Source organism: Chromobacterium sp. IIBBL 290-4 (assembly GCF_024207115.1).
Taxonomy (GTDB): Bacteria; Pseudomonadota; Gammaproteobacteria; order Burkholderiales; family Chromobacteriaceae; genus Chromobacterium.
Window position 1 is genome coordinate 2,149,778 of sequence record NZ_CP100128.1, and the last position, 13,715, is coordinate 2,163,492.

At 66.5% G+C, this 13,715-nt stretch carries 14 protein-coding genes; 9 read left to right on the top strand and 5 right to left on the bottom strand.

The features are described from left to right. Positions 1 to 96: 96 nt before the first annotated feature. The 3 genes from NKT35_RS10020 to gcvA all read right to left on the bottom strand — a co-directional run bounded on the left by NKT35_RS10020 (position 97) and on the right by gcvA (position 3,125). Positions 97 to 1,284, bottom strand: a complete 1,188-nt coding sequence (locus NKT35_RS10020; protein ID WP_254300944.1) for a DUF3734 domain-containing protein — start codon at positions 1,282 to 1,284, stop codon at positions 97 to 99. A gap of 9 nt (positions 1,285 to 1,293) precedes the next feature. Continuing rightward, complete coding sequence (locus NKT35_RS10025; protein ID WP_254300945.1) at positions 1,294 to 2,076, bottom strand: 3-hydroxybutyrate dehydrogenase; 783 nt, start codon at positions 2,074 to 2,076, stop codon at positions 1,294 to 1,296. A gap of 170 nt (positions 2,077 to 2,246) precedes the next feature. Then, a complete protein-coding gene (gcvA, locus tag NKT35_RS10030; RefSeq protein WP_254300946.1) occupies positions 2,247 to 3,125 on the bottom strand; it encodes a transcriptional regulator GcvA in 879 nt (292 codons plus the stop codon). 113 nt (positions 3,126 to 3,238) lie between these two features. On the opposite strand from gcvA, the gene NKT35_RS10035 reads away from it, so the two are divergent. After that, a complete protein-coding gene (locus tag NKT35_RS10035) occupies positions 3,239 to 4,528 on the top strand; it encodes an adenylosuccinate synthase (protein WP_254300948.1) in 1,290 nt (429 codons plus the stop codon). A gap of 48 nt (positions 4,529 to 4,576) precedes the next feature. Here NKT35_RS10035 and NKT35_RS10040 read toward each other — a convergent pair whose 3' ends face one another. Together NKT35_RS10040 and NKT35_RS10045 are read right to left on the bottom strand one after the other, a co-directional pair. Then, positions 4,577 to 5,347, bottom strand: a complete 771-nt coding sequence (locus NKT35_RS10040) for a substrate-binding periplasmic protein (RefSeq protein ID WP_254300949.1) — start codon at positions 5,345 to 5,347, stop codon at positions 4,577 to 4,579. A gap of 68 nt (positions 5,348 to 5,415) precedes the next feature. Continuing rightward, on the bottom strand, positions 5,416 to 6,291 hold the full coding sequence (locus tag NKT35_RS10045) for a LysR family transcriptional regulator (RefSeq protein WP_254300951.1): 876 nt from the start codon (positions 6,289 to 6,291) through the stop codon (positions 5,416 to 5,418). 98 nt (positions 6,292 to 6,389) lie between these two features. On the opposite strand from NKT35_RS10045, the gene NKT35_RS10050 reads away from it, so the two are divergent. The 8 genes from NKT35_RS10050 (at position 6,390) to NKT35_RS10085 (ending at position 13,707) form a co-directional block, all read left to right on the top strand. After that, entirely contained in the window at positions 6,390 to 7,583 is a 1,194-nt protein-coding gene (locus tag NKT35_RS10050; RefSeq protein ID WP_254300953.1) for an MFS transporter, read from the top strand. Positions 7,584 to 7,636: 53 nt separating this feature from the next. After that, complete coding sequence (gene dkgB / locus NKT35_RS10055; protein ID WP_254300954.1) at positions 7,637 to 8,440, top strand: 2,5-didehydrogluconate reductase DkgB; 804 nt, start codon at positions 7,637 to 7,639, stop codon at positions 8,438 to 8,440. Positions 8,441 to 8,545: 105 nt separating this feature from the next. After that, positions 8,546 to 9,382 carry an AraC family transcriptional regulator gene (locus NKT35_RS10060; protein WP_254300955.1) on the top strand — a complete coding sequence of 279 codons (837 nt, stop codon included), beginning with the start codon at positions 8,546 to 8,548 and terminating at the stop codon, positions 9,380 to 9,382. Between the two features lie 105 nt (positions 9,383 to 9,487). Then, positions 9,488 to 10,201 carry an AzlC family ABC transporter permease gene (locus NKT35_RS10065; RefSeq protein WP_254300956.1) on the top strand — a complete coding sequence of 238 codons (714 nt, stop codon included), beginning with the start codon at positions 9,488 to 9,490 and terminating at the stop codon, positions 10,199 to 10,201. Beyond that, the gene (locus NKT35_RS10070) at positions 10,198 to 10,509 is read left to right on the top strand and encodes an AzlD domain-containing protein (RefSeq protein ID WP_254300957.1); all 312 of its coding nucleotides are present in this window, start codon (positions 10,198 to 10,200) and stop codon (positions 10,507 to 10,509) included. The genes NKT35_RS10065 and NKT35_RS10070 overlap by 4 nt, the downstream gene beginning before the upstream one ends. Before the next feature lie 58 nt (positions 10,510 to 10,567). After that, positions 10,568 to 10,909, top strand: a complete 342-nt coding sequence (locus NKT35_RS10075) for an FKBP-type peptidyl-prolyl cis-trans isomerase (RefSeq protein ID WP_254300958.1) — start codon at positions 10,568 to 10,570, stop codon at positions 10,907 to 10,909. Between the two features lie 116 nt (positions 10,910 to 11,025). Then, on the top strand, positions 11,026 to 11,886 hold the full coding sequence (locus NKT35_RS10080) for an AraC family transcriptional regulator (RefSeq protein ID WP_254300959.1): 861 nt from the start codon (positions 11,026 to 11,028) through the stop codon (positions 11,884 to 11,886). Between the two features lie 132 nt (positions 11,887 to 12,018). Beyond that, positions 12,019 to 13,707: a hydrogenase maturation protein gene (locus NKT35_RS10085; protein ID WP_254300960.1), complete on the top strand. Its 1,689-nt coding sequence runs from the start codon at positions 12,019 to 12,021 to the stop codon at positions 13,705 to 13,707. The last annotated feature ends 8 nt before the right edge of the window (positions 13,708 to 13,715 follow it).

The window sequence follows — 13,715 nt, forward strand, 5'->3', positions numbered from 1 at the left end:
GTGTGGTTTTTTTTGAGTGGTAGCCTGCTTGGCTGCCTTCCTATAGCTCATTCCCGTTCTTGCCATACAAGAAGGGAATGAGCTTCTCGTTTGCGCCTATCGTTGCCTATGCACGTCGTGGCTGACGAAAGGCTGGTCCGGCGGCGGCATTTGCAGCCACTCCGGATGCGATAGGCTGGCGCGGATGTCCGTCAGGCCGGCGCCCCAGTGCTCGCGCATGGTGCGCGAACTGAACTGGTAGTCCTTGTAATGGCCTTCGCAGGGCTTGTCCTGGTAGATCAGATGGATCACGTTGAACAGCCGGTTGCAGGCTTGGGCCGCAGCCTGCTGGAAAGCCGGCGTGTCGCGCTTGTCTTCCGGCACCAGCTCCAGCGCCTGGCGCAGCAATTGGCGATATTGCTGCGTCTCCCGCATGTAGTCGGTGATCATCCGGGTGCGGCTGGAGAACTGGATGTCCTTCTGCCGCAAGGCCACTTTGGACAAGTCGGTGGGCAGCTCGCCGCGCGCGTTCCACAGGTCCACCTGGAATACCAGCGCATGCTTGCGCGGCTTGGCGGTCAACACATGCTGCAAGGGCGTGTTGGAGACCATGCCGCCGTCCCAGTATTGCTCGCCGTCGATTTCCACCGGCGGAAAACCGGGCGGCAGCGCGCCGGAGGCCATGAAGTGCTCGGGCCGGAGCCGCCCTTTGGTGTTGTCGAAGTAGACGAAATTGCCGCTGCGCACATTCACCGCGCCGACTGAAACCCGCATTTCGCCGCTGTCGTTGATGCGGTCGAAATCCGCCAGCCGCTCCAATGTGGCCTTGAGCGGCTTGGTGTCGTAGTAGCTGGTGGTCTGCCCCGACAAGGGCAGCAAGGGCGGGCGCGGCACGAAGAAGCCGTTCTGCCCCTCGGTCAGCGCGCGCCAGGCTTCCAGGCCGTTCAGCCAGCCTTGCAGCGCCGGCGGCAAGGGCTGGTCGCTCAGATTGTGCGGGCTGGGCGGCAGCAGCGGCTGGCGGCTGATGGTGTTCCAGAACTGCTCCAGCTTTTCGGCGCGTTTTTCCGGTGGATTGCCGGCGATGATGGCGGCGTTGAGCGCGCCGATGGAGATGCCCGCCACCCAGTTGGGGTGGAGGCCGGCCTCGGCCAGCCCTTGGTAGACGCCGGCCTGGTAGGCGCCGAGCGCGCCGCCGCCCTGCAGCACCAAGGCCACCACCTGGTAATGGTGGTTGTCGGGCAGGGCTGCGCTCGGGTGGCGGCCGGCATCCACATGGCAGGCCGGGTTGAGTTTTTCCAGCGCCATGCGGGCTCCTTATTGCATGAACCAGCCGTGGCTGACCACGAAGGATTGGCCGGTGAGGGCGGCGCTGGGGAAGGCGGCCAGGAACAGCGCAGTCTGCGCCACGTCGTCTACGGTGGTGAACACGCCGTCCACGGTATTGCCCAGCATCACGCGCTTGATGACTTCCTCTTCGCTGATGCCCAGTTCCTTGGCCTGTTCCGGAATCTGCTTGTCCACCAGCGGGGTGCGCACGAAGCCGGGGCAGATCACGTGCGAACGCACATTGTGCGGCGCGCCTTCCTTGGCCAGCACGCGGGCCAGGCCCAACAGCGCGTGCTTGGCGGCGACATAGGCGGATTTCAGCGGCGAGGCCTCGTGCGAGTGCACCGAACCCATATAGATCACCACGCCGCCGCGGTCGTCCTTGTACATATGCTGCAGCGCGGCCTTGGTGGTGAGGAAGGCGCCGTCCACGTGGATGGCCTGCATCTTCTTCCAGTCGGCGAAGCTGTAGTTGACGATGGGGTTGACGATCTGGATGCCGGCATTGGAAATCAGGATGTCCAGCTGGCCGAAGGCGTCCACCACCTTTTGCGTGCCCTGATTGACCGCGTCCTCGTTGGTGACGTCCATCGCCACGCCTATGGCCTTGCCGCCGGCGCTGATGATTTCATCGGCCGTCTTGTTGGCGGCGTCCAGATTGATGTCGGCGATGGCCACCGCCGCGCCGGCGCGGGCGTAGACCAGGGCGATTTCCTTGCCGATGCCGCTGGCGGCGCCGGTGATCAGTGCGACTTTTCCGTTCAATTGCATGCGCTTCTCCTGTCGTTTCTGGAAGGGGAACTGCTGGCAAAACCAAGATGGCGGGCCGTGGCCCGCCGGGCAAAGCGACTGCAGGGTAGGAAAACGAGCGGCGCGGCGAGTTCCCGCGCCGGAGATTTCTATTCTAATGGCATTCCGCGGCCTGGGTGGCGGATATGGTCTTAGTCTTGGCCCGCCTGCGCCAGCCAGCGGCAGAAAGCCAACACTGCCGGCTGGTCTTCGCGCGCTTGCCGCGCATAGGCGAAGTAGCGCCAGTCTTCCAGCCGCGGCGCGGCGAAAGGCTGGACCAGGCGGCCGCTGGCCAGATCGTCGGCGATCAGCCGGCTGGGCCCCAGCGCCACGCCCAGTCCGCCCAGCGCCGCTTGCAAGGTCAGATAGAAGTGTTCCAGCGTCAATTCGGCGGCCGGGCGCAGCGCAGGCTCGCCGGCGGCGGCCAGCCACTGCGGCCAGAACTCCGGGCTGCCGGCGGTGTGCAGCAGCGTGTGGCGGGCCAGGTCGGCGGGGGCATGGATAGGCAGCTGTTCCAGCAGGCCCGGGCTGCAGACCGGCAACCGGCTTTCGCGCAGGAATTCGCGGGCGACGAAACCGGGCAGCGCCTGCGGTCCGCCGCGGATGGCGATGTCGAAGCTGTCGCCCAGCTGGGAGATGGGCTCGCTGGAGGTGGAAAGCTTCACCTCGATATGCGGATATTGCAGCTGGAAGCGCGACAGCCGCGGAATCAGCCAGCGCAGCGTGAACGTGGCCGGCGCGCTGACCCGCAGCGGCACGGGGCCCTGGCGCAGGCGGGCGCTGGCGGTTTCGATCTGTTCCAGCGCGGCGCCGATGTCCGCCAGATAGGCGCGGCCGGCGTCGGTCAGCCGCACCTGGCGGTGGTGGCGTTCGAACAAGGGCGCGCCCAGCCAGTCTTCCAGCAGGCGGATCTGGCGGCTGACGGCGCCGTGGGTGACGTGCAGCAGCGCCGCCGCCTCGCTGAAGCTTTGGCGCTGCGCGGCGGCTTCGAATGCGCGCAAGGCGTTGAGGGGCGGGAGATCGCGTTTCATCTTGTGTGAGTTTTTCTGACTCAAATGCGCAGAATAAGTCGTTTGTCAGCAGAGGATCAAGCGCCGTAAGGTGTTGTCGCAAAAAGACTTGATTTCACTTACGGAGAATTTCGATGAACAAGGTGGTGGTGATAGGCGCGCAATGGGGCGACGAAGGCAAGGGGCGCATCGTCGATCTGCTGGCGGAGCGGGCTGATCTGGTGGCGCGCTTCAACGGCGGCCACAACGCCGGGCACACGCTGGTGGTGAACGGCCAGACCTGGAAGCTGGCGTTGCTGCCCTGCGGCTTGCTGCGCGGCAAGAAAGGCGTGATCGGCAATGGCGTGGTCGTGGATCCGCAAGCGCTGCTGGCTGAGATCGACCGCGTGGCGGCGCAGGGCCTGGCGGTCACGCCGGACACGCTGGCCATCGCCGACAACGCCACTTTGCTGCTGCCTTCGCATGTGGCGCTGGACGCGGCGCAGGAAGCCTTGCGCGCCCAGCCGGTCGGCACCACCGGCCGCGGCATCGGCCCGGCCTTTGAAGACCGCGCCGGCCGCCGGGCGATCCGCCTGGCGGAGCTGGCCGATCCGGCAATGCTGCGCCTGCGGCTGGCCGAGGCCTTGGCTTATCACAATGCCTTGCTGACGGCGCAGGGCTATCCGGCATTCGACTTGGAAGCGGTGTTGGCGGGGCTGCTGGAACTGGCGCCGCGCTTGCTGCCCTTCATCCAGCCAGCCTGGCAGCTGCTGAACGAGGCGGACGAGGCCGGCCGCAGGATTCTGTTTGAAGGCGCGCAGGCCATGTTGCTGGATGTCGAGCACGGCACCTATCCCTTCGTCACCTCGTCCGGCACCGGTCCGGCCCAGGCCGCCAGCGGCACTGGCCTCGGCGGCGCGGCGCGCGGCCAGGTGCTGGGCGTGTGCAAGGCCTACGCCACGCGGGTGGGCGAAGGACCGTTCCCGACCGAGTTGCTGGGCGCGGCCGGCGACGCGCTGCGCCAGCGCGGCGGCGAGTATGGCACCAACACCGGCCGTCCGCGCCGCTGCGGCTGGCTGGACGCGGCCTTGCTGCGCAAGAGCGTGCGGGTGGGCGGCATCACCCAGCTGGCGCTGACCAAGCTGGACGTGCTGGACGGCATGGAGGAATTGCGGATCTGCACCGGCTATCGGGTGGATGGCGCGCCGCGCGCCGATTATCCGGCGGCGATGGCCGAGCGCGGCCGAGTGGAGCCGGTGTACGAAACGCTGCCGGGCTGGCGCGAAAGCACCCGCGGCGCGCGCAGCCTGGACGCGCTGCCGGAGGCCGCACGCGCTTATATCCGGCGCATCGAGCAACTGGCGGGCGCGCCGGTGGCGCTGATTTCCACCAGCGCCGAGCGCGACGATGTGATTCAGCTGCGCGATCCGTGGGCGGAGCGCTGAGCTATCGGTTTATGTTGAGGCGCGCCTGACTGTACAGAGGGCTGCGCTTCAGCCCTTGCCGTCCAGATAGGCGGAAATGCGCCGCCGCAGCAACTCGTCGCGTTTGACGGACACGGCATGCCAGACGCACTCCATCTGGCTGGGCTGCGCGGCGGCGTAGTGGCGCGAAAAGGGCAGGAAATACGGTTTGGTGCTGATAGGCGGCGACAGTTTGCGCGCCGGCAAGGCGGGGTGGCTCGCCAGATAGGCGTCGCCCAGCGACTCATGCACCGCGTAGCCGTCGATATGGCGGCTGAGCAGCTTGTCGAAGTTTTGTTCCACGCTGTTGGCGGCTTCGGCGGGTATGCCCATCCGTTGCAGATCCAGATTGATGGACCAGCCGGCATTGGTGCCGATGGCGCGCTTTTGATTGGACAGATGGTGGCCGTCCCAGGCCAGGGGGCTGCCTTTGAGCGCATACAGCACATAGCTGAGCGTGGCCAGCCGACGGGCTTCGTCGGGCAGGCCGTTGCGCAGCGGATAGACGGCGAAGCGGGCGCGTTCCGGCGTGTAGGAAAGCATCATTACCGCGTCGAGATTGCCGATTTCCAGTTCCTTGAGCAGCCGCGCGCCGGGCAAGAGGCGGAACTCGGCTTTCAGCCCGCAGCTCTGAACCGCCAGGCGCGTCAGCTCCACCGACAAGCCGGGGCGGCTGGGGTCCAGCGTTTGATTGCCCAGCTTGTATGGCGGAAAAGCTTGGTCGCCTATGCCCACGATCAGCGCGGCGGCTGGGGCGGCGGCGGCCCAGCAGGCGAGCAGCAAGGGCGGCAACAGTTTCATGTCTAAGGTTAGCGTGGGTGGTTCGGCCACTTTAACGTAGTTGACCCGCTGCGGGTAGGCCACTGTCCTTATCCGGCCAGCGTCTCCGCCAGATAGTCCACCAGGCAGGCGACGCGCGGTTGCGGCCGGCCCTGTTTGTAGAACACCGCCCAGATCGGCTGCTTCCAGTCCTGTTGCTCCGGTAGGCGGATTTCCGTCAGCCGCCCAGCGGCGATATCCGCTCCCACCAGGAATTCCGCCAGGCAGGCGATGCCGCAGCCTTGCAGCGCCAGCGCGCGCAAGGTGGCGCCGCTGGAGGCCGCCGGCGACGGCTCGATCCGCAAGCCGTTTGCGCCCAGCGGCCACAGATTGAGCGTGGCCGGGCTGGTGAAGCCGAGCAGCCTGCGCGTCTGCAAATCGGCGGCGGTTTCGGGGCGGCCATGCTGGCGCAGATAGCCGGGCGCGGCGACGATGCGCAGCGGGCTTTCGCACAATAGCCGCGCGTTCAGCGTGGAGTCGGCCAAGGGGCCGACGCGTATCGCCAGGTCCGCGCGTTCCTCTATCAGATCCACCACCGCCTCGGCGCCGGTCAGCTCCAGCCGGATGTCCGGAAAGCGCATCAGGAAGCCGGCCAGCTGCGGCGCCAGCAGATGGTCCAGCACCGGGATGGCGGCGTTGATGCGCACCAGGCCGGAGGGGCGGACGGCGGCGGCCTGCAGCTGCTGTTCGGCGTCGTTCAGGTTCTCCACGATGGCGCGGGCGCGCTCCAGCAGCCAGGCGCCTTCCTCGGTCAGGCTCAGCCGCCGGGTGGTGCGGGTCAGCAGGCGCACGCCTAGCTGTTTTTCCAGCTGCGCCAGGCTGCGGCTGACATTGGACGCGGTGACGCCCAGCTTGTCGGCGGCGGCGGTGAAAGAGCCACAATCCATGATGGCGATAAACGTAATCAGGCTTTCCGTGCTCAGCATTATCAATTTCTACGCAAAAGATATTCTCACTACAGCCCATTTTTCCCTTGGCGGCAAGCGCGGACAATCGGCGTCCTGATTCCTAACCGGAGCGCATCATGCCTCTCGCACTGTGGGCGCTGACGCTCAGCGCCTTCGCCATCGGCACGACCGAATTCGTCATCGTCGGCCTGATTCCCACCATTTCCGCCAGCCTAGCGGTGTCGCTGCCGTCGGCCGGGCTGTTGGTCAGCCTGTACGCGCTGGGCGTGGCTGTCGGCGCGCCGCTGTTGACCGCGCTGACCGGCCGCCTGCCGCGCAAATGGCTGCTGATCGCGCTGATGGCCTTGTTCACCGTCGGCAATCTGGTGGCCTGGCAGGCGCCGGGCTACCAGGCGCTGATCGCCGCCCGCGTATTGACTGGCCTGGCGCACGGCGTGTTCTTCTCGATAGGTTCGACGCTGGCCACCGGCCTGGTGCCCAAAGACAAGGGCGCCAGCGCCATCGCGCTGATGTTTTCCGGCCTGACCGTGGCGCTGGTGACCGGCGTGCCGCTGGGCACCTTCATCGGCCAGCATTTCGGCTGGCAGTCCACCTTCCTGGCGGTGTCGCTGCTGGGCGTGCTGGCGCTGCTGGGCAGCCTGGTTCTGGTGCCGTCCAATCTGCCCAAGCCAGCGCGGGCTTCGCTGTCCAGCCAATTGGCGGTGCTGGCGCAGCCGCGGCTGCTCTTGGTGTACGCGATGACGGCGCTGGGTTACGGCGGCTCGTTCACCGCTTTCACCTTCCTCGCGCCGATGCTGGAGAACGTGAGCGGCTTCGCGCCGGGCGCGGTGGCGCTGATCATGCTGCTGTACGGCGTGTCGGTGGCCATCGGCAATATCTGGGGCGGCCGCTTGGCCGATCGCAAGGGCCCGGTGGGCGGGCTGAAGATCATCTTCGCCGGCCTCTCGCTGGTGCTGCTGGCCCTGACCTTCACTGCCGGCTCCAAGTGGCTGGTGGCGCTGACGGTGCTGGCCTGGGGCGCGGTGGCCTTCGGCAACGTGGCCGGATTGCAGCTGTATGTGGTGTCGCAGGCCAAGGCCCGCGTGCCGCACGCGGTGGACGTGGCCTCCGGTCTCAATATCGCAGCGTTTAACGTCGGCATCGCCGGCGGCGCCTGGCTGGGCGGCCAAGTGGTGGCCAGCCTGGGGCTGATGGCCACGCCGTGGATAGGCGCCTTGATCGTGCTGGGGGCCTGGCTGTTGACCGCCTGGTCGGGTAGGCTGGACGCCATTGATGCTGAAAGCATGCCGTTGGCCGCAGACCGAATTTGATTCTCTCGCCGGGCGCGAGCCGCCCGGCCTTACATTGCAAAAGGAAACGCAGCATGAAAATGCCGAAACTGGGCGTGGGCACCTTCCGCCTGAAGGATCAACAAGCCGAGGAATCTGTAGTGATGGGCCTGGAGCTGGGCTACCGCCACATCGACACCGCGCAGATCTACCGCAACGAGGCCGATGTCGGCCGCGCCATCGCCAGGGCCGGCGTGCCGCGCGATGAGCTGTACGTCACCACCAAGATCTGGACCGACAAGTTCGGCCCCGGCCTGCTGATTCCCAGCTTGCGCGAGAGCCTGGACAAGCTGGGCCTGGACAGCGTGGACATGACGCTGATCCATTGGCCGTCGCCGAAGGACGCAGTGCCGATGGCGGTGTACATGGAGCAACTGGCCGAGGCCAAGCAACTGGGCCTGACGCGCGAGATAGGCGTATCCAATTTCACCATCGCTCACCTGAAGCAGGCGATAGACGCCGTCGGCGCCGATGCCATTGGCACCCATCAGCTGGAAGTGCACCCCTATCTGCAGAACCTCAATGTCCGCGCTTTCTGCCGCGAACATGGCATCGCGCTGACCGGCTACATGCCGCTGGCCTACGGTCGGGTGGTGAGCGATCCGGTGCTGCTGGCCATCGCCGCCAAGCACGGCGCGACGGCGGCGCAGGTGGCGCTGGCCTGGCAGCTGCAGCAGGACATCGCGGTGATCCCGTCGTCCACCAAGCGCGCCAATCTGGCGGCCAATCTGGACGCGCTGCAGCTGCGCCTGGACGAGGACGACATGGCGCGCATCGCCAAACTGGAAGACGGCGGCCGCATCGCCGATCCGGACTTCGCCCCGGCCTGGGGCGACTGATGGCCTTCCGGCGCGCCGCCGCGCTACACTGAAAACGCGCGGCGTGCCGGAATCCTCCGGCCGCGCGGCAATTTCGTGCAAGACGCGCGGCGGGAACGGCAAGACATGAAGGAAGGGATGGGCGAGCAGGCCAGCTTCTATCACCTGGAAGCGTTTGGCGGCCTGGAGATGCTGGACGCGAAATACCATAGGCACCGGTTTTCGCGCCATGCGCACGAGAACTTCTGCGTAGGGGTGATCGAGGAGGGCGTGCAGCGCATCCTGTTCAACGGCCGCGACCGCCTGGTGCCCAAGGGCGATATCTTCCTGGTCAACGCCGACGAGGTGCACGCCGGCTCGGCCGGCATCGCCAGCGGCTGGTCTTACCGCGCCATCTATCCGTCGCCGGACATGCTGCTGTCGCTGTCGCGCGATCTGGCCCGGCCGCAAGGCACTGTGCCATGGTTTCCCGAGGCGATGATTCACGATCCCGGCCTGGCCGAACAATTGCGGCTGGTCTTCTCGCTGCTGGCCGAGGACGGCAACGCGCTGTTCAAGGAGACGCTGCTGCTGTCGTCGCTGGCCTGGCTGATGGCGCGCCATGGCCAGAGCCGTTTCGAGCTCCGCCAGCCGCCGGAGGCGGACGACCGCATCCTGCGCGCCCGGGACTATATGGACAGCTTCCCCGAGCGCGACAGCTCGCTGGCCGAGCTGGCGGCGCTGGCCGAACTCAGCCCCTGGCATTTCCTGCGGCGCTTCAAGCAGCGCGTCGGCGTGCCGCCGCACGCCTATCTGGTGCAGGCGCGGCTGCGCAAGGCGCGCCAGTTGCTGCTGGCCGGCTGCCCGATACCGGAGGCGGCCATCGCCTGCGGTTTTTCCGACCAGAGCCACTTCCACCGCCATTTCCGTCGCGCGCTGGGCATCACGCCCGGCCAGTTCGCGCAGCGGCTGCCGCGCCGCTGAGGCGAGCAATTTCGTTCAAGACGCTCCCCCTGCCTTTTGCCTAATCTGGTTCGCGACGGCCGGTGCAGACCGGATCGGCCGCGAACGCAATGCAGAAGGCAAGCTATGGATCATTCGCAATCTTTGGTTTTGGAACCGCGGCCCGGGCGCGACTTCGCCGCCGGCGCCGCGCAGATGCTGCCGCTGTGCCTGCCGGTGCTGCCCTGGGGCGTGCTGGCAGGCTCGATGGCGGTGCAGGCCGGACTGAGCGCGGCGCAAGGCGTGGGCATGTCGGCGCTGGTGTTCGCCGGCGCGGCGCAGCTGGTGTCGCTGGGCATGGCGATGGCTGGCTCGGGCGCGCTGGCCATCGCGCTGACGGTGTTCTTCATCACCGCCCAGCATTTTCTGTACGGCTTGTCGATGCGCGGCCAGGTATCGGCCTGGCCGGCGCGGCTGCGCCTGCCCTTGGGCGTTCTGCTGACCGACGAGCTGTTCGCGCTCAGCTGCGCCAAGGGCGGCGGCCAGAGTCCGGCTTATCTGCTGGGCGCGGGACTGATGTTCTACCTGAGCTGGCTGCTTAGCAGCATCGCCGGCATCGCGATGGCGAACACGGTGCCGGACCTGGGCCGGCTGCATCTGGACTTTTCCATCATCGCCACTTTCGTCGCCATCGTGGTGCCGATGGTGAAGCGGCGCAGCGCGCTGTGCGGGGCCTTGTTCTCGCTGCTGGCGGCGATGTTGCTCAGCTGGCTGGGCGTGGAAGGCGGCATCGTCATCGCCGGCGTGGCCGGCATGCTGTTCGCGGTCTTGGTTGCGCGCCTGGGAGGAGAGAAAGCATGAGCTGGGGATTGATTCTGCTGCTGGCGGCCATCGTGTTCTGCAACCGCTACGTTTTCCTTGAGCCCAGGGTGCCGGTGAAGCTGCCGGCCTTGCTGGAGCAGGCGCTGCAATACGCGGCCCCCTGCCTGCTGACCGCGATCTGCGTACCCATCATCCTGCTGGATCAGGGCGCGCTGCGGCCGTTCCCGGACAATCCTTATCTGTGGGGCGCGCTGGCCAGCGTGGTTTTGGCCTGCCTGGTGCGCAATATGGTGCTGAGCGTGCTGGCCAGCTTGGCGGCGTTCTACGCGTTGTGCGCGTGGCTGTGAGCGGCCGGGTTACAATGCGCTGTTGTCGCCCGCGCGGCGTTTTGTGGATGAAAGAGCAATGAGCGAAGAGTTGAAGATCGAAGACCTGGTGCTGGGCGAGGGCAAGGAAGCCGTGCGCGGCGCGCTGATCACCACTCACTACACCGGTTGGCTGGAGGACGGCAGCAAGTTCGACTCCTCGCTGGACAAGGGTCGGCCGTTCCAGTGCGTGATCGGCACCGGCCGCGTGATCAAGGGTTGGGATCAGGGAATGATGGGCATGAAGGTGGGCGGCAAGCGCAAGCTGTGGGTGCCGGCGCATCTGGCTTACGGCGAGCGCCAGATCGGCGAGCGCATCCCGGCCCACTCCAACCTGGTGTTCGAGATCGAGTTGCTGGAAGTGCTGACGCGCGACGATTGACACCTGGGCCGCGCGGCGGCCCTTGCCTGTCCATTCCCATCGACGCGGCGATTGAGCAAGCTGCGTCAAGTGCAAGCCACCGCGCCGAGGCATAGTGGGCGCATGGAGGAGGGACAATGGACCGACTGAAGCAGTACGCGCGGCGTTTCGCCAGAGTGCTCGATTACATCGACCGGCATTTGGCTGAGCCCTTGGATATCGAGCGGCTGAGCGCCGTCGCCCATTTTTCCCGCTTTCATTTCCACCGCCAGTTCTCCGCCTATTGCGGCGTCAGCGCCGCGCGCTACATCTTGCTGCAACGCTTGCGCCGGGCTTCGTTCCGGCTGGCGTTTCAGCCGACGCAGCGCATCATCGATATCGCGCAGGACTGCGGTTTTGACAATCCGGAATCATTTTCGCGCGCCTTCCGCCAGGTTTTCGGCCAGTCTCCCAGCGGCTTTCGCCGCCAGCCGGACTGGGTGGGCTGGCATGCGAAGATGAGGCCGCCTGTTGGAGAGGGAGTGCCGAATATGGAAGTGAAGATCGTCAATACTGCTGACATCGCCGTCGCGGCGCTGGAGCATAGGGGGCCGCCGCAGCGCGTCAACGACAGCGTTGCTCGCTTCATCGAATGGCGCAAGGCCAGCGGCTTGTCGCCCATCGCCAGCAGCCAGACTTATGGCATCGCCTACGACCATCCGGACGCCACGCCGCCGGAGGCGTTCCGCTTCGATGTCTGCGGCAGCGTGGCGGGCGAGGTGCCGGCCAACCCGCAAGGCGTCATCGCCAAAACCATCACCGGGGGCCGCTGCGCGGTGCTCAGGCACGCGGGCAGCCATCAGCGGCTGGGCGAAGCCGTGCGCTGGCTGTATCGGCAATGGCTGCCGGCCAGCGGCGAAGAATTGCGCGATTTCCCGGTGTATTTCCATTATCTGAACCTGTCCAGCCAGGAGCCCGAGCACGAGCTGCTGACGGATATCTATCTGCCTCTGCGCTGAGCGCCGCCCTGGCCATTCGGACTGGCGTTGGGCGGCATGTCCGGCGGATTTGCGCTGAGTCAAATGTCATGCCATTCATCCTGCTTACGCTGCCCGCTTTTTGCTTGATTCAATTCTGCGGGAGCGCAAGCCATGAGAATCGTCCTGTTGTCCACCGCCTTCAACGGCCTGACCCAACGCGCCTGGCTGGAGCTGCGCGCCTCCGGCCATCAGCCTTCGGTGGTGCTGTTCACCCATGAAGAGGAGGTGACGCGGGCGGTGCTGGCCGCCCGTCCCGAGCTGGTGATCTGCCCCTTTCTGAAAGACCGGGTGCCGCCGGCCTTGTGGCGCGACGGGGGATTTCCGGTGGTGATCATCCATCCGGGCATAGTCGGCGACCGCGGCGCATCGGCCTTGGACTGGGCCATTCTCAAGCAGGAAAAACGCTGGGGCGTGACCGCGCTGCAGGCGGTGGAGGAAATGGACGCCGGGCCGGTGTGGTCCAGCCGCGAATTCGATCTGCCGGCCGGCCTGCGCAAGTCGGAGCTGTACAACGGCCTGGTCAGCGACGCGGCCATTTATTGCATCCGCGACGTGGCGGAAAAGCATGGCGGCGGCTATCTGCCGCAAGCGGTGGATTATGCCGACCCGGCGGTGCGCGGCCGGCTGCAGCCCAATATGCGGCAGCAGGACCGCGCTTTCGACTGGCGCGATCCGGCCGCAGACATCCTGCGCAAGATCGCCGCTTCCGATGGCCAGCCCGGCGTATTGGCGGATTTGGCGGGCGGCCGCTATTACCTTTACGACGCGCATCTGGATGCCAGGCGCGGCGAGCCGGGCGCGATCCTGGCGACGCATGACGACGCGGCGCTGGTCGGCGCCGGCGATGCCAGCCTGTGGATAGGCTCGCTCCGGCGGCCGCCGCAAGCCGACGAGGAAACCTTCAAGCTGCCGGCGCGCCTGGTTTTGGGCAAGCGCTTTGAGGACGCGCCCGTCCTGGAATGGTCGGCAGAGACGCATCCGCATTGCGATGAGGCGTACCAGCCTATCCGTTACCGTCAAATCGGCAAGGTGGGCGAGCTCACCTTCGAGTTCTACAACGGCGCTTTCAGCACCGAGCAATCCCGGCGGCTGCAGCGTGCCTTGCAATGGGCCAAGCAGCAGGAGACTGAAACGCTGGTGTTGCGCAGCGGCCGCGGCAGTTTCTGCAACGGCATCCATTTGAATGTGATCGAGGCGGCGGACGATCCCGCGGCGGAGGCTTGGCGCAATATTCAGGCCATAGACGATGTGTGCCTGGAAATCCTCACCGCCAGGCAGATGACGGTGGCCGGCGTGGCGGGCAATGCCGGCGCCGGCGGCGTGATGCTGGCCTTGTGCGCCGATGTGGCGCTGGCGCGCCAGGGCGTGGTGCTCAATCCGCATTATCAAACCATGGGCTTGTACGGGTCCGAGTACTGGACCTATGTCCTGCCGCGCGCGGTGGGCGCGGCAGAGGCGGCGCGATTGTGCGGCGAATGCCTGCCGGTGGGCGCGCGTGAGGCGTGGCGGCTTGGCATGCTGCAAGATATCGGCCCGCGCGACCCGGCGCAGTTCGGCGTCTGGCTGCTGCAGGCGGCGAAATCGGCGCGCGCCACTTGGCCGGATCGCTGGCAGCGCAAGCTGGAGCTGGATGCGCTGCAATTGCGCCGCTGCCGCGAGGCGGAATTGGCGGAAATGCGCCAGGACATGCTGGAGAACCGCCGCCAGTTCGCCGAAAAGCGCCGCGGCTTCGTGTTCAAGCGCCGCGCCTGCGCCACCATGCAAAGGTTGATCGCGCCATGGGCGAAGCAGGCTGGCTAGGCTGTGGG